General features: G+C 69.1%; 14 protein-coding genes and 2 tRNA genes. 5 read left to right on the top strand and 11 right to left on the bottom strand.

Annotated elements, in window-relative coordinates; translation table 11 throughout:
• Positions 1 to 2: 2 nt before the first annotated feature.
• From ACLL9L_RS05390 to dnaA, 11 genes are all read right to left on the bottom strand, one after another.
• Positions 3 to 75: transfer RNA gene (locus ACLL9L_RS05390), tRNA-Ala, on the bottom strand.
• 21 nt (positions 76 to 96) lie between these two features.
• A complete protein-coding gene (locus tag ACLL9L_RS05385) occupies positions 97 to 234 on the bottom strand; it encodes a DLW-39 family protein (protein WP_411283613.1) in 138 nt (45 codons plus the stop codon).
• Between the two features lie 31 nt (positions 235 to 265).
• A tRNA-Ile gene (locus tag ACLL9L_RS05380) sits at positions 266 to 342 on the bottom strand.
• A gap of 261 nt (positions 343 to 603) precedes the next feature.
• Positions 604 to 1,098, bottom strand: coding sequence for a DUF3566 domain-containing protein (locus ACLL9L_RS05375; protein WP_411283612.1), 495 nt, complete (start codon positions 1,096 to 1,098; stop codon positions 604 to 606).
• Between the two features lie 167 nt (positions 1,099 to 1,265).
• Positions 1,266 to 3,950, bottom strand: coding sequence for a DNA gyrase subunit A (gene gyrA, locus ACLL9L_RS05370; RefSeq protein WP_411283611.1), 2,685 nt, complete (start codon positions 3,948 to 3,950; stop codon positions 1,266 to 1,268).
• Positions 3,951 to 4,075: 125 nt separating this feature from the next.
• Positions 4,076 to 6,145, bottom strand: a complete 2,070-nt coding sequence (gyrB, locus tag ACLL9L_RS05365) for a DNA topoisomerase (ATP-hydrolyzing) subunit B (protein WP_411283614.1) — start codon at positions 6,143 to 6,145, stop codon at positions 4,076 to 4,078.
• Between the two features lie 378 nt (positions 6,146 to 6,523).
• A complete protein-coding gene (locus ACLL9L_RS05360; protein WP_411283610.1) occupies positions 6,524 to 7,117 on the bottom strand; it encodes a DUF721 domain-containing protein in 594 nt (197 codons plus the stop codon).
• Positions 7,110 to 8,315 carry a DNA replication/repair protein RecF gene (recF, locus tag ACLL9L_RS05355; protein WP_411283609.1) on the bottom strand — a complete coding sequence of 402 codons (1,206 nt, stop codon included), beginning with the start codon at positions 8,313 to 8,315 and terminating at the stop codon, positions 7,110 to 7,112. The genes ACLL9L_RS05360 and recF overlap by 8 nt, the downstream gene beginning before the upstream one ends.
• Before the next feature lies 1 nt (position 8,316).
• Positions 8,317 to 9,360, bottom strand: a complete 1,044-nt coding sequence (gene gnd, locus ACLL9L_RS05350) for a phosphogluconate dehydrogenase (NAD(+)-dependent, decarboxylating) (RefSeq protein WP_411283608.1) — start codon at positions 9,358 to 9,360, stop codon at positions 8,317 to 8,319.
• A 65-nt stretch (positions 9,361 to 9,425) separates the two neighbouring features.
• Positions 9,426 to 10,559 carry a DNA polymerase III subunit beta gene (gene dnaN, locus ACLL9L_RS05345; RefSeq protein WP_411283607.1) on the bottom strand — a complete coding sequence of 378 codons (1,134 nt, stop codon included), beginning with the start codon at positions 10,557 to 10,559 and terminating at the stop codon, positions 9,426 to 9,428.
• A 574-nt stretch (positions 10,560 to 11,133) separates the two neighbouring features.
• Positions 11,134 to 12,648: a chromosomal replication initiator protein DnaA gene (dnaA, locus tag ACLL9L_RS05340; protein ID WP_411283606.1), complete on the bottom strand. Its 1,515-nt coding sequence runs from the start codon at positions 12,646 to 12,648 to the stop codon at positions 11,134 to 11,136.
• Positions 12,649 to 13,143: 495 nt separating this feature from the next.
• Here dnaA and rpmH point away from each other — a divergent pair, with 495 nt between their 5' ends.
• From rpmH to ACLL9L_RS05315, 5 genes are all read left to right on the top strand, one after another.
• Complete coding sequence (rpmH, locus tag ACLL9L_RS05335; protein WP_411283605.1) at positions 13,144 to 13,281, top strand: 50S ribosomal protein L34; 138 nt, start codon at positions 13,144 to 13,146, stop codon at positions 13,279 to 13,281.
• Between the two features lie 9 nt (positions 13,282 to 13,290).
• Positions 13,291 to 13,647 carry a ribonuclease P protein component gene (gene rnpA, locus ACLL9L_RS05330; RefSeq protein WP_411283604.1) on the top strand — a complete coding sequence of 119 codons (357 nt, stop codon included), beginning with the start codon at positions 13,291 to 13,293 and terminating at the stop codon, positions 13,645 to 13,647.
• Positions 13,644 to 13,913, top strand: a complete 270-nt coding sequence (gene yidD, locus ACLL9L_RS05325; protein ID WP_411283603.1) for a membrane protein insertion efficiency factor YidD — start codon at positions 13,644 to 13,646, stop codon at positions 13,911 to 13,913. The genes rnpA and yidD overlap by 4 nt, the downstream gene beginning before the upstream one ends.
• A 74-nt stretch (positions 13,914 to 13,987) precedes the next feature.
• Entirely contained in the window at positions 13,988 to 15,034 is a 1,047-nt protein-coding gene (gene yidC / locus ACLL9L_RS05320; protein ID WP_411283602.1) for a membrane protein insertase YidC, read from the top strand.
• Between the two features lie 110 nt (positions 15,035 to 15,144).
• On the top strand, positions 15,145 to 15,720 hold a 576-nt coding region (locus tag ACLL9L_RS05315; RefSeq protein ID WP_411283601.1), incomplete at its 3' end, for a protein jag.

Here is a 15,720-nt window from a genome sequence, read left to right as displayed (position 1 = left end):
GGTGGAGCCAAGGGGACTCGAACCCCTAACCCCCTGCTTGCAAAGCAGGTGCGCTACCAATTGCGCCATGGCCCCCGGTACGGGGAGGAGCGGTCGTCAGCCCACAGGGTGGGACCGCACGTCGTCGGTGGCCTCGGACCAGAGGTCCTGCTCAGCCCTTTGGTCGCGCACCTTCTTCTGCACGGCGACCGCGCCAACCGCCGTGACGACGAGGATGAGCAGTTTCTTGAGCACGAGAAGGTCCTCCGGCTGATCGGGGCGGTGATGGTGGGCCTAACAGGACTTGAACCTGTGGCCTCTTCCTTATCAGGGAAGCGCTCTAACCGTCTGAGCTATAGGCCCGTCATCACCCTCGATCGCGCCAGAGAGACACCCTGACGCGACGCGACAGATTACCCCACGGGGAGCCGCACGATCAAAACGGCTGAGCTCCGGGAGGACAGCACCCCGCAGGCGCGTACGCCGTGCCCACCCGGGTGGGCAGCGCGCCGTCGGCTGCCCACCCGGGTGGGCATGGCATAGTCGCTCGACACCCCCTGTGGTGGCGGGGCTGGAGCCCGAAGACGGTCCGTTTCACGCTCGACCATCAGATGCCGTGGCGAGTCAGTCGTCGGTGAGGGTGAGCTGGATGCCGCCCACGAGGGCCGAACAGATGTTGTAGAGGAACGCAGCCAGCGTGGAGATGGCCGTCATCAGAATGATGTCGATCACGCCGACGACGATGGACAACGAGATGACCCGCCCGAACCCGATGTAGTCCATGATGCTGAACGGTTCGGCCGTCGCGGGCTGGACCTCGCGGATGACGCGGTCGACGTCGGCGAACACGCCCATGCCCGAGAGGATCAGCCACAGCACCCCGGTGAGGATCACCCCGGCTATGCCAGCGGCGACCGCCAGCAGGAATGACAGCTTCATCACCGACCAGGGGTCCACCCGGGCGACGGCGAGCTTGACGCGTCGCGCGATCGCCCGGCGTGCGCCTCCTTGTGCCGGCCGGGCCGCACCGGGACGGCCCTGCGCCCGCTTCTGGGGCGGACGGGGCGCGCCGGCAGCACCTCCACCCGGCTCGGCCCCTTGGGCAACAGGCCGGGTCACGGTCGTCGTGCTCCCGGACGCAGACCCCCTGGGCCCGGAGGCCGGTGCCGGTGCCGACTCGGCAGTTCGTGCGGCGGCACTCGACGAGGCCGGAGAGACCGGACGAGGAGTCGGGCCTGTGGACCCGCCGCTGGTGCCGACGGTGCCGCCTTCCTGTCCAGACGTGCTCACTCGGTGCCTCCATCGGTGTCGTCCGGCGACTCGGGCGTCTCGGACGTCCCCTCAGACGGTACGCCATCGGCGTCGCCCGTCGCGGGATCCGCCACCTGGGAAGACACCGTGACCGGACCGTCACCATCCTCGACACCGTCACCATCGTCGACGACGGCGTCTGTCTCGACGACCCGTTCCACGTTGCGGGCGACGGCGACGATGGTGTCGCCCTTGTCCGGGGTCGCGAAGATGACGCCCTGGGTGTTGCGGCCGGTGCGTCGCACCTCGTCGACCCGTGAGCGGACGATCTTGCCCTTCTCCATGACGACCATGACCTCGTCGTCCTCGGCCACGGTCAGCGCCCCGACGAGGTCGCCACCCCGGTCGGACAGCTGCGCCACCCGGACCCCGAGCGTCGCACGGCCCTTGACCGGGTAGTCCGACGCCTGGGTGCGTTTGGCCACGCCGTTCTCGAAGACGACGAACAGGTCCGGGTCCTCGCCCGACGGCACGACCGAGATCGACAGCAGGTCGTCCTCGCCGCGGAACTTCATGCCCGTCACACCGGATGTCGCCCGGCCCATGGGCCGCAGCGCCTCGTCGGTGGCGTGGAAGCGCACGGACTGCCCCTTGCGGGACACGAGGATCAGGTCGTCCTCCGGCGAGGCGAGACCGGCGCCGACGAGCTCGTCCCCGTCGCGCAGGTTGACCGCGATGAGGCCACCCGTGCGTGGCGAGTCGTATTCCACCAGCTTCGTCTTCTTGACCAGGCCCCCCTTGGTCGCCAGCACGAGGTAGGGCGAGGACGCATAGTCCCGGATCGCTAGCACTTGGGCGATCTCCTCTCCCGGCTGGAAGGCCATCAGGTTGGCGACGTGCTGGCCCTTGGCGTCACGAGAGGCCTCGGGCAGCTCGTAGGCCTTGGCGCGGTAGACCCGGCCCAGGTTGGTGAAGAAGAGCAACCAGTGGTGGGTCGTCGTCGTGAAGAAGTGCTCGACGACGTCCTCCCCGCGCAGTTGCGCCCCCCGCACGCCCTTGCCGCCACGTCGCTGCGAGCGGTAGAGGTCGACCTTGGTCCGCTTGGTGTAGCCGCCTCGGGTGATCGTCACGACGACGTCCTCCTCGGGGATGAGGTCCTCCATCGACATGTCGCCGTCGAAGAACTCGATCCGGGTCCGCCGGTCGTCGCCGTACTTCGCGACGATCTCGCCCAGCTCGCCCGAGATGATGTCCCGCTGCCGCTGCGGCTTGGCGAGGATGTCGGCGTAGTCGTCGATCTTGGTCTGCAGCTCGTCGTGCTCCTCCATGATCTTCTGCCGCTCGAGGGCGGCCAGCCGGCGCAACTGCATGTCGAGGATCGCCCGCGCCTGGAGATCGTCGATCTCCAGCAGCTCGATCAGGCCCTCCCGCGCGATGTCGACGGTCTGCGAGCGACGGATCAGCGCGATGACCTCGTCGAGGGCGTCGAGGGCCTTGAGGTAGCCCCGCAGGAGGTGGATGCGCTCCTCGGCCTGCTTCAACCGATATCTCGTGCGTCGGACGATGACGTCGACCTGGTGCTCCACCCAGTGCCGGATGAACGCGTCGAGCGGCAGCGTCCGCGGCACGTCGTCGACGAGCGCGAGCATGTTCGCGCCGAACGTCGTCTGCAGCTGGGTGTGCTTGTAGAGGTTGTTCAGCACGACCTTGGCGACCGCGTCGCGCTTGAGGACGATGACGAGCCGCTGGCCGGTCCGGCCCGATGTCTCGTCCCGGATGTCCGCAACCCCGGCGACCTTGCCGTCCTTGACGAGCTCGGCGATCTTCTGCGCGAGGACGTCCGGGTTGACCTGGTAGGGCAGCTCGGTGACGACGAGACAGATCCGCCCCTGGAGCTCCTCGACCTGGACGACGGCGCGCATGATGATCGAGCCGCGCCCGGTCCGGTAGGCGTCCTCGGTGCCCTGGTGCCCCATGATCAGCGCGCCGGTCGGGAAGTCCGGTCCCTTGATGATCCCCAGGAGCGCCTCGAGCAGCTCCTCGCGCCTGGCCTCGGGGTGGCGCAGGTACCACTCGGCGCCTGCGGCGACCTCACGCAGGTTGTGCGGCGGGATCTGGGTGGCCATGCCGACCGCGATGCCGGCCGAGCCGTTGACGAGCAGGTTCGGGAAGCGCGACGGCAGGACGACCGGCTCGCGGGTCTTGCCGTCGTAGTTGTCCTTGAAGTCGACGGTCTCCTGCTCGATGTCGCGGACCATCTCGATGGCCAACTGCGCCATCCGGCACTCGGTGTAGCGCGGTGCGGCCGCCCCGTCGTTGCCTCGCGAGCCGAAGTTGCCCTGCCCGTCGACCAGCGGGTAGCGCAGCGACCAGTCCTGGACGAGCCGGACCAGTGCGTCGTAGATCGCCGTGTCACCGTGCGGGTGGTACTGGCCCATCACATCGCCGACGACGCGCGAGCACTTGTTGTAGCTGCGGTCCGGCCGGTAGCCGCCGTCGTACATCGCGTAGATCACCCGGCGGTGCACCGGCTTGAGCCCGTCCCGCACGTCCGGCAGCGCGCGCGAGACGATGACCGCCATCGCGTAGTCGATGTAGGAGCGCTGCATCTCCGTGTTGAGGTCGATCGGCTCCACCCGGTCGGTGATGGCGTCGGGCGTCACGATCTCACCGGACAGCACCTCGTCCTCGGGGCCAGTGGTCGGCGGCTGCTCACTCAATGGGTTTCCTTGTCTCTCTCTGCATTTCACGTACGCGCAGTTCAGGCACGCGCAGTTCGGGTATGCCGGTCAGGCTCCGCCCGGGGGAAGCCGCGCCTGCGCGCGGACCCGGCGGCACGGCATACCTAGATGTCGAGGAAGCGCACGTCGCGCGCGTTGCGCTGGATGAAGCCGCGGCGGGACTCGACGTCCTCACCCATCAGGATCGCGAACATCTCGTCGGCGGCCGCGCCGTCGTCGAGGGTCACCTGCAGCAGCGTCCGGGTATCGGGGTCCATCGTGGTGTCCCACAGCTCGTGGTAGTTCATCTCACCGAGACCCTTGTAACGCTGGATCCCGTTGTCCTTGGGAAGGCGCCGGCCCTTGGACAGCCCTTCCGCGACGAGGCCGTCGCGCTCGCGGTCCGAGTAGGCGAACTCGTGGGCCGCGTTGCTCCACTTGAGCCGGAACAGTGGCGGCTGCGCCAGGTAGACGTAGCCGGCCTCGATGAGTGGGCGCATGAAGCGGAAGAGCAGCGTCAGGAGCAGGGTCCGGATGTGCATGCCGTCGACGTCGGCATCGGCCATCAGGACGATCTTGTGATACCTCGCCCTGGCCAGGTCGAAGTCCTCCCCGATGCCGGTGCCGAACGCGGTGATGAGCGCCTGGACCTCGTTGTTGGCGAGGATCCGGTCGATCCTGGCCTTCTCCACGTTGAGGATCTTGCCGCGGATCGGCAGGATCGCCTGGGTGTGCGGGTTGCGTCCCTGCACGGCGGAGCCGCCGGCCGAGTCACCCTCGACGATGAACACCTCGGAGGCCGAGGGGTCCTTGCTCTGGCAGTCCCGCAGCTTGCCCGGCAGACCGCCGGACTCGAGCAGGCCCTTGCGGCGGGTCGACTCGCGCGCCTTGCGGGCCGCGATCCGGGCCATCGCCGCGCCGATCGCCTTGCCGACGATGTCCCTGCCCTCACGGGGGTGCATCTCGAGCCAGTGGCCGAACTCGTCGGTCATGGCGCGCTGGACGAAGCCCTTGACCTCGGAGTTGCCGAGCTTGGTCTTGGTCTGGCCCTCGAACTGCGGGTCACCGAGCTTGACCGAGACGACCGCGGTCAGACCCTCGCGGATGTCGTCGCCGGTGAGGTTCTCGTCCTTGTCCTTGAGCAGGTTGTTCTTGCGCGCGAAGTCGTTGACCAGCTTGGTCATCGCCGCGCGGAAGCCCTCCTCGTGGCTGCCGCCCTCGTGGGTGTTGATGGTGTTGGCGTAGGTGTGGACCGACTCGGTGTAGGAGCCTGTCCACTGCATCGCCAGCTCGAGCGAGAGTGAGCGCTCGGCGTCCTCGGACTCGATCGAGATGATCTCGGGGTGGATCGGCTCGGCCCGCTTCGAGGTGACGAGGTGGGTGACGTAGTCGACGAGGCCGTTGTCGTAGCGGTAGCTGATCCTGCGTTTGCGGGTCTTGCGGTCCTCGCCCTCACCCGGCTCCTCGACGGTCTCGACGTCGCCCTCCGCGTGATCCAGGTCCGGGTCCTCGCTGGCTTCGGGGGACGCGGCCTTGTCTGGTCGCTCGTCCACGAGGTTGATCGTCAGGCCCTTGTTGAGGAAGGCCATCTGCTGCATCCGCGCGCGGATCGTCTCGAAGTCGTACTCCACCGTCTCGAAGATGCTGGCGTTGGCCCAGAAGGTGATCGTCGTCCCGGTCCGGTCGCTGGCCTCGCCCCGCTCGAGGTCCCTGACCGGCACGCCCTCGAGGAAGGACATCCGGAAGACATGGCCCTTCTGGTGGACCTCGACATCGAGCCGGGTGGACAGCGCGTTGACGACGGACGAGCCCACGCCGTGCAGGCCGCCCGAGACCTTGTAGCCGCCGCCCCCGAACTTGCCGCCGGCGTGCAGCTGGGTCAGGACCAGCTCGACCGCCGAGACCTTCTCGACGGGGTGGATGTCGGTCGGGATACCGCGCCCGTTGTCGACGACCTTGACTCCGCCGTCGGCGAGCAGGGTCACGTCGATGGTGTCGGCGTACCCGGCGAGCGCCTCGTCGACGGAGTTGTCGACGATCTCGGTGACGAGGTGGTGCAGGCCACGTGAACCGGTCGAGCCGATGTACATGCCCGGGCGCTTGCGGACCGCTTCGAGGCCCTCGAGGACCTGGATGGAGTTTGCGTCGTACTCCGGGGCGCCCGCGCCGGGGACATCACTCGTCCGGTGCGGCATCGGCACGGCCTGGGGGGCCGGAGCCGGGACGGCGACCTCGGGGAGGTTGTCGGACACGGGAGACTGGTCGGCCTCGGACACGATGCTCCTTCATGGCACTCATGGCAGACGGCCCCCGAACGCGAGACGGGTCTCGTATCGGCTGGCCGCTGGTTGACTCCCCATCTTATCGGTCCCGCGGACCAAAATCCCGCTCAGGAGCCCCGTGAAGGCCTATTTCCCGGGAAACAACTCCACTTGTGGTGTCGGGGGTCGCGACGGCACCCCGGAGCCGCTCACACCGGTGAATCCATCATCCATTCCGGCGTCCCCCACCAGCTCGTTGTCCACAGACCTCTGGACAACGTACGAGTGGACGGGGCGGGATGGACGAGCCGGTCAGCCGTAGGTGTCCCGAGGCCCCGGCCCCTGGGCGCGGCGCAGCCCCTTGCTCCAGCTCGGGGCGCTCGGCCCGTTGACCTTGAGCTCGGTCACCGTGCCGGCGCCCACCTCCTCCTCGAGTCGGCCGAGCAGCGCCGAGCTCAACAGTCGCATCTGCGTCGCCCAGGCCGTCGAGTCGGCGCGGACCGTGAGCACGCCGGCGTCGTAGGAGACGGGCGTGACGTGCGCCGCGACGTCCGGGCCGACGATCTGCGGCCAGCGGCCCATCACGGACCCGACCGCGACGTCCACCTGCCAGCCCCTGTCCGCCATCAGCCGGTCGAGCTGGTCCCCGAGCAGTGCCGGGTCGCGGCCGTCGCGGCCGGCCCCCGACAGGGTCGGGGCCGGCCCACCCGGTCGGCGTCGCCGCATCGGTCTGAGACCGGGTCGCAGGCCCTTGTCGCGCGCGGCCTTGCGGGCGCGAGCGAGCGCGGACGCCGCAGCCTCGGCCGCAGGGTCAGCGTCGGGCGGCGGCTCGGAGCCCAGAACCGGTTCTGATCCCGGGTCCGGCGGGCCCTGGCGTCCGGAGGGCGGGAGCGGGTCGTCAGTCAACCGTGGTCACCCCCCCCAGGCTCACGGCATACGTCACGCCGCTGTCGCGCAGCACCTGCGGGACGTCCGCCCCGACGGCCGCGGTGATGAGCACCTGCTCGCAGTCGCCGATCAGGGCGGCGAGCCGTTCGCGCCGCCCCGAGTCGAGCTCGGCGAAGACGTCGTCGAGGATCAGCACGGGGTCCTCACCGAGGTCGGTGCGCAGCAGTTGGTATGCCGCCAGCTTGAGTCCCAGGGCGAACGACCAGGATTCGCCGTGGCTGGCATAGCCTTTGGCGGGGAGCGGACCGAGGGTCAGGACGACGTCGTCGCGGTGCGGGCCGACGAGCGAGACACCCCGCTCGACCTCCTGGGCACGGGCCTGCTCGAAGGTCGCCAGCAGCTCGGCCTCCAGCTCGACCGCCTCGGGCACCTCCCCGGCGGCGATGCGCTCGGCGGTGCCCTCGCGCAGGCTGGAGCGGTAGTGCACCCGGGCGTCGGAATGGGCGGCGCTCACCGCGTCGTAGGCGGCGGCGAGGTAGGGACCGAGGTCGCGCAGCAGCCGCAGCCGGGCGTAGAGCAGCTGTGAGCCGACTTGCGAGAGGTGGGTGTTCCACACGTCGAGGGTGTGCAACGCCGACGTCCGGGCATCGTCGCCGGGCTCATCCTCACCGAGCTGGCGCGGCCGCCGGGCACCCCGTCGCAGGACCGGCGCGGCCGACCTGAGCAGGGCGTTGCGCTGCTTGACGACCTTGTCGTAGTCCGAGCGCACCCCCGCCCATCGCGGCTGGCGCTGGACGAGCAGGTCGTCGAGATAGGCCCGGCGCCCTGACGGGTCACCCTTGACCAGGGCGAGGTCCTCGGGCGCGAAGAGGACGGTGCGCAACGAGCCGAGGACCTCGCGCGGGCGTGGGACCGGAGAGCGGTTGAGCTTGGCCCGGTTGGCGCGGCCGGGCGTGAGCTCGAGCTCGATGAGCGTCTCGCGGCCGGCCCGCTCGACGAGACCGCGGATGACGGCCTGGGTCGCCCCGAACCGCACGAGCGGCTGGTCGGTGGCCACCCGGTGGCTCGACAGGGTCGCGAGGTAGCCCACCGCCTCGACGAGGTTGGTCTTGCCCTGTCCGTTGAGCCCGACGAGGGTGGTGATGCCCGGAGCGAGGGGCAGCTCGGCGCTCGGATAGCTGCGGAAGTCCGTGACGCTCAGGTGCCGGACGTGCACGTCACGTCGTCGAGCCGGTGCCGGAGGACGGGCCGGCAGACGTGGCCTTGCGGGCCTTGCGGACGGTCTTCTTCAGGGATGCCTTCCTGGCGGACTTCCTCTCCGCGGCGCGGGCGATGTCGCCGTCCCCGGTGACCTTGGCGCGGCGGAGGGCGTCGCCCTCGGCGGGCGTCATCACCTCGTGGCCCCCGAACTGGCCGCGCAGGGCGGAGACCATCTGCATCGTCGGCGAGACCGCCTGGCGCGAGGAGAAGCGGGCGAAGAGCGACGCCGAGATGACCGGCATCGGCACGTCGAGGGCGATGGCCTCCTCGACGGTCCATTTCCCCTCGCCGGAGTCGACCGTGTAGTCCGAGACACCCTCGAGCGCCGTCCTCTCCTCGAGCGCGGCCACGGCGAGGTCGAGCAGCCAGGACCGCACGACGGTGCCGCGGCTCCACGCCTTGAACGCCCCGGGGACGTCCTTGACGATGTCCTTCTTCCCCAGCAGCTCGTAGCCCTCGGCGTAGGCCTGCATCAGGCCGTACTCGATGCCGTTGTGGACCATCTTCGTGTAGTGCCCGGCCCCCACGTCGCCGGCGTGCACGAAGCCCTCGTCACGCGGGCCCTCGGGACGCAGCGCGTCGAAGATCGGCATCGCCGCGCTGACCCACGTGGTGTCCCCGCCGACCATCAGCCCGTAGCCGTTGTCCAGGCCCCAGATGCCGCCCGAGACGCCGCAGTCCACATAGCCGATCCCTTTGGCCTTCAACATCGTCGCGTTCTCGATGTCGTCGGTGAAGCGGGAGTTGCCGCCGTCGATGACCAGGTCGCCCTTCTCGAGCAGACCGCCGAGCCTGGCGACGGTCTCTCGGGTCGGTGCACCGGATGGGACCATGACCCAGACGACGCGCGGGCCCTCGAGCCGCTTGACCAGCGCCGCGATGGTGCGCACGTCGGAGACGTCGGGGTTGCGGTCGTAGCCGACGACGTCGTGACCGGCGCGGCGCAGGCGCTCACACATGTTGCCCCCCATCTTGCCCAGACCGATCAGACCGAGCTGCATGAGGGGGACCTTCCGTCGACGGGGCTGTGCTGGATGCCCGCTGGTCAGGCTACGCGGGGGCGCGCTCAGCTCGCGAAGCGAACGGGCATCAGGACGTAGCGGTAGGACTGGTCCGCCTCCCCGTCCGGCTCGGCCTGCCCGGAGAGGACCGCGGGCCGGCTCGGTTGGGTGAAGGACAGCCGTGAGTACGCCGTGCCCACGGCGCCGAGCCCGTCGAGGAGGAAGTGGGGGTTGAAGGCGATCTCGATCTCCGGCCCCGTGAGGGTGGACTCGACCGCCTCGGACGCCTGCGCGTCGTCACCGGTGCCGGCCTCGATGGTCACCTGGCCGTCGGTGAACTTCAACCGGATGGGGGTGTTGCGCTCGGCGACGAGGGAGACGCGCTTCACCGCCTCGACGAGGGCAGCCGTCGAGATGACGGCTTCGGTGTCGACGCTGCTGGGGAAGATCGAGGTCACCTTGGGGTATTCACCGTCGAGCAGGCGGGTGGTCGTGCGGCGTTGCCCGGCCTCGAAGCCGATCAGGCCGTCGCCACCTGCCGACCCCCCGAGGGCCAGCTCGATGGATCCGCTGGCACCGAGGGCCCTGGCCGTGTCGGACAACGTCCGGGCAGGGATGAGGGCGACGTGGCTCGCGTCGGTGGCGGACGGGTGCCACGTCAGCTCGCGCATCGCGAGGCGGTAGCGGTCGGTCGCGAGGAGGGTGACCTTCTCGCCGTCGATCTCCATCCGGACGCCCGTGAGGATCGGCAGGGTGTCGCCCTTGTCTGCGGCGATGGCCACCTGGGCCACGGCCTGGGTGAAGACGTCGCCGGCGATACTGCCGCTCGGCTCCGGAGACGACGGCAGGGTGGGGTAGTCGTCGGCGGGCATCAGCAGCAGGCTGAAGCGGGACGAGCCGCAAGTGACCTGGACCTTGTTGCCCTCGGCGGAGACGTCGACCGGCCGGTCCGGCAGGTTGCGGGAGATGTCCGCGAGGAGCCGGCCGAGGACCAGCACGGTGCCCGGGGTCGACACGTCAGCGGCGACAGTGACCTTGGCGGACACCTCGTAGTCGAAGGCTGACAGCGTGATGGTGCCCTCGTCACTGGCCTCGATGAGAACACCGGCCAGGACCGGCACGGGCGGACGCGCTGGCAGGCCACGGGCCACCCACGTCACGGCCTCGGCCAGCACATCGCGCTCAACCCTGAACTTCACTTGTCGCCCGCCCTTCACGCATGCTCCTCCGGCACCGACCGGTCGACGGTCGGAGTCCGAACCTTAGTGCCACCCGAGGACACGACACCACCGTGCTCCGCCAGCGGCCCATGTCGCGGGGGGTCGGTGCGGCAGGAGGTCCGGGGTGAGTGCTCGGGGCGGGATGGATCAATGGGGAGAGTCGTCATCGTCATAGGTCCTGTGGATGCTGGGGACAACCCTCATCGCCGCAGGTCGCACGGCATACCGCGGCTGTGGATGACGGGTGCCCACTCCTGTGGACAACTCAGCGACCCTGTGGGCACCGGGACGGCCTCCACAGCCCTTCGGTGGCCTTCGAGCGGATGTCCCCAGGTTGTCCGCCGGGTCGGGCGATTGTCCACAGGCGGCTGGGGACGGCACGTTTGTCCCGGTTGTACCGCCTTCCCCACCGGTGCTCCACAGAGTTGTCCACATGCGGTGGACAACTCTGTGTCGACGGCGGCTCCCGAGGTCACGGAGCGGTGACGCTGTGGGCACAGGATGTGGACAACTCTGTGGACGACCCGGCGTCGTGCACCCGGCCTCATGGCGGTCAGCGCGACTGTTGCTTGATCCGGTTGGTCAGCTCGGTGACCTGGTTGTAGATCGCGCGGCGTTCGGACATCAGCTCACGGATCTTGCGGTCGGCGTGCATGACCGTCGTGTGGTCCCGGTTGCCGAAGTGCTGGCCGATCTTGGGCAGTGACAGCTCGGTCAGCTCCCGGCAGAGGTACATGGCGATCTGACGGGCGGTGACGAGCTGGCGGGAGCGGGAGACGCTGCACAGGTCGTCGATCGTCAGCGCGTAGTAGGCGGCCGTCTGGGTCATGATCGTCCCGGCGGTGATCTGGCTCGCGTGGTCGTTGGGCATGAGGTCCTTGAGCACGTTCTCGGCCAGCTCGTGCGTCACGGGGTGCTTGCTGAGGCTCGCGAAGGCGGTGACCCTGATCAGGGCGCCCTCCAGCTCACGGATGTTCGTCGAGATCCGGCTCGCGATGAGCTCGAGGACCTCGTCGGGCGCCGACATCCGCTCCTGGATGGCCTTCTTGCGCAGGATGGCGATCCGGGTCTCGAGGTCGGGCGGCTGGACGTCGGTGATCAGGCCCCACTCGAACCGCGAGCGGAGGCGGCCCTCAAAGCCGGACAGCTGCTTGGGCGGGAGGTCCGAGGTGATGACCACCTGTTTGCTCGCGTTGTGCAGCGCGTTGAAGGTGTGGAAGAACTCCTCCTGCGTCTGGACCTTGCCCGCCAGGAACTGGATGTCGTCGATGAGGAGCACGTCGACGTCACGGTAGAGGCTCTGGAAGCGGCTCGTGCGGTCGTCTCGGATGGAGTTGATGAAGTCGTTGGTGAACTCCTCGGAGTTGACGTAGCGCACCCGTAGCTGGGGCAGGAGCGTGCGGGCGTACTCACCGATCGCGTGCAGCAGGTGGGTCTTGCCCAGACCGGAGTCTCCGTAGATGAAGAGCGGGTTGTAGGCCTTGGCCGGCGCCTCGGCGACCGCCACCGCGGCCGCGTGGGCGAAGCGGTTGCTCGAGCCGGCGACGAAGGTGTCGAAGGTGTATTTGGGGTTGAGCCGGGTGCGCTGGGCTTCGGCCCCGCGGTCCGGCTGCCCCATGTGGGTGGAGGTGGTCCGGTGGGCCGGCACCTGCACGTCGTCGCCGAAGGGGTGATCGATGGCCGAGCCGTCCGTGCTGACAGGGCTGGCCGTGCTGGCGTCGTGGCGGTCCGTGCTGGCGTCGCGGCGCGACCCCACGGCGGCCGGGCCGTCACCGGGGGGCTGGGGATAGCTGTCCTTGAGCGTCTCGTCGACGGTCACGGCGAGGCGGGCGACCTCCCGGCCGAGGTGGCTGCTCAGGGCGGCGGCGACCTCGTCGCGCACCCGCTGCTCGATGATGGACTTGGTCAGCTCGTCTGGCACGGTGAGCACGGCGCTCTGGTCGATGATGCCGACGAGCCGGCTCAGACCGAGGAAGGCGCGCTGGTGCGACGGCAGCCCCTGGTCGTCGAGGGTCCGGAGGGTCTCCTGCCAGACGCGGGCGTAGTCCAGGGAGTCCGCGTCCGACATGTCACCGTCCTGCTTCGTCGCTGAGCGTGTCACCGAGTGGTCTCCGAGCCGATGACGCCAGACGCCCTCGACTGTCCACACAGTTTTCCACAACCTGTGAACAAGGACGTGCGCCGCGACGCTGCCACCTTCGCGGGCTGCGTACCACCCCGGCCCGGCCGCGGTCTCCAGCAGATTACACCGGGCTCTCGGCGTGTCGAGACGGGCACTGCCGAAGATCTGACCGAAGATTGTGGGTTGTGCGTGCAGCGCATCCCGGACCAGCTCGGGGCAGCCTCGGGTTTGACCCTGTCGGCGGTGCTCACGTATCGTGACAAGGGCCTGTTTGATCAACCGTCCCCAGTTTCCCCGTGAACGCCCACCCTGCCCTTCTTGGCCCTCGTCGACGGGCCCCGGAGGACAGTTACGGCGCAGGGCGGCCCGGTGGCCGGATCTCCAGGCACCAAGACCCGACGTACCCATCAGGCCGCGTGCCTGAAAGCAACGGAGACCCTCGTGAGCAAGCGCACCTTCCAGCCGAACAACCGTCGTCGGGCCAAGACCCACGGCTTCCGCCTGCGCATGCGCACCCGCGCCGGTCGTGCGATCCTCGCAGCCCGCCGGCAAAAGGGCCGCACCGAGCTGTCCGCCTGAGGCGCCGGCGTGCTGCCAGCACGTCACCGTCTGCGCAGCTCGGCAGACTTCACGTCGGCAGTGCGCGGGCCCGGTGGATCACGCTCGGGTGGACGGCTGATCGTCGTGCATGCGAACCAGACCGACGCGCGAGCGGGAGACCCGCCGCGGGTCGGTTTCGTTGTCTCCAAGGGCGTCGGCGGGGCTGTGGTCCGCAACCGGACCAAACGGGTGCTGCGTCACCTCATGGCGGCGCGCGTGCACGGCATACCCTCCGGGTGTGACCTCGTCGTGCGGGCCAACCCGGCTGCCGCCGGGGCGAGCACGCCGGAGTTGGCCGGCGAGCTCGACCGGCTGCTCCCGAAAGCCCTGCGGGGGCGGTCGTGAGCGCTCGACAGCTGCTCGCCCTGCCGCTGATCGCGGTCATCAAGGCCTACCAGCTGCTCATCTCGCCGCTCAGCCCGCCGTCGTGCCGCTTCTACCCCAGCTGCTCCGCGTATGCCGTGACGGCGCTGACTCGGTTCGGGCCCCTGCGCGGCAGCTGGCTCGCGGCGCGGCGCCTCGGCCGCTGCCACCCATGGAACCCCGGCGGCGTCGACCACGTTCCTGAGAGGACGACGAAGGCTTCCGGGTCGGAGGCGCACCACCACTGAACCATCGGCGCCCCACGCACGCCATCGGGGCGCAGACCATCAGGTGGGACCTCGGTCCCACCCCGTGACTGAGGATGACCTTGTACGACTTCTTCACCAGCCTGCTGACCCCCATCATGTGGGGCGAGGCCTGGATCATGACGGCCTGGCACACGCTCTTCACCCTCATCGGCATCCCCGAGACGAGCGGCTGGGGCTGGGCCCTGTCCATCGTCGGCCTCACCGTCATCGTGCGGATCATCCTCATCCCCCTCTTCGTCAAGCAGATCCACTCCTCCCGGCGGATGCAGCTCATCCAGCCCGAGATGCAGAAGATCCAGGCGAAGTACAAGGGCAAGTCCGACCCCGACTCCCGTCAGGCCATGACGCAGGAGACGATGGACCTCTACAAGCGGACGGGGACCAACCCCTTCTCGTCCTGCCTGCCGATCCTGCTCCAGTCGCCGTTCTTCTTCGCGCTGTTCCAGCTGCTCAACAACCTGCCGCACATCGCGAACGGTGATCACCCCGAGGTCGGGCCGATCACCAAGGCCGTCGCCGCAAACATCGAGCAGTCCTCGCTCTTCGGCGCGCCGTTGTCAAGCCACTTCCTCAACGCACCCAACCTCAGCACCCAGATCCTCACCGCGGTGCTCATCATCCTCATGTCGGCGACGACGTTCACCACCCAGCGCCAGCTGATGCGCAAGAACATGCCGGACTCGGCGCTGGACAACCCGTTCATGAAGCAGCAGAAGATCATCCTCTACCTGATGCCGATCTTCTTCGCCTTCTCCGGCATCAACTTCCCCATCGGAGTGCTGCTCTACTGGTTGACCACCAACCTGTGGTCCATGGGCCAACAGTTCTATGTCATCCGGCGTCTGCCTGCTCCGGGGTCCGCCGCCGAGCGGGACCTGCACCAGCGGCAGGAGCGCAAGGGCATCACGATCAAGAAGTTCAGCCTGCCCGGGCTCGAGAGCACTCCCCAGGACGCCGCGGTGGTGGAGGCGCCGAAGACCGGCGGACAGCGCCAGCAGCCGAAGCGGAACAAGCGCCCGAAGAAGCCCGGGGTCAACGGTGGCTCGACTGCTGTGGGGCCGGGCGACGACGCGTCCCGGGACAGGCCCGGCACCACCTGAGGCTCTGTTGCACCGGACGGCGCCAGCACGCCGCTGACCTTCAGCGTTGCACCACCCACTGACCGATGAAGTGACCGGGAGAGCCCTCCCGACGTACCCAGGAGCACCAGATGAGCGAACGCACGACGAGCCACGTGGATGTCGAGCCGGACCAGCCTCAGACCCAGCCCGACCATGATGTCCCTGCCGCCCGCGTCGATGACCAGGACCTCGGGACGCAGGCTGAGGCGGGCACGAGCGGGCCCGGCCCGGTCGAGGCGGCTGACTCCGAGCCCCTCACGCAGTCCACCGGCGTGGCCGCCGATGACACCGATCAGGCCGACATGGCGGGCAGTGAGGGCGACGCCACCGAGCCTGAGGGCGCGTCCCGTGTCGTCAAGGGCACGAGGGCTTCCCAGCTCGAGCGCGAGGGCGAGGTGGCCGCCGACTTCCTCGAGACGCTGCTCGACATCGTCGACCTCGACGGGGACATCGAGGTCGACATCGACGGCGACCGCGCCGCGGTGTCCATCGTCGACTCCGAGGAGGGGAAGGTTCCCCGCCGGCTTGTCGGCGGCCAGGGAAAGGTCCTCGAGGCCCTGCAGGAGCTCACCCGGCTCGCGGTCCAGACGGCCACCGGTGAGCGCAGCCGCCTCATGCTCGACGTGGGGGGCCACCGGGCCGAGCGCCGGGGCGTGCTGGTGGAG

Origin of the sequence: Lapillicoccus sp., assembly GCF_046595215.1 — a bacterium.
Taxonomy (GTDB): domain Bacteria; phylum Actinomycetota; class Actinomycetes; order Actinomycetales; family Dermatophilaceae; genus Lapillicoccus.
Note: the sequence above shows the minus strand (reverse complement) of the source record. Positions and strands in the feature narration are given on the sequence as shown.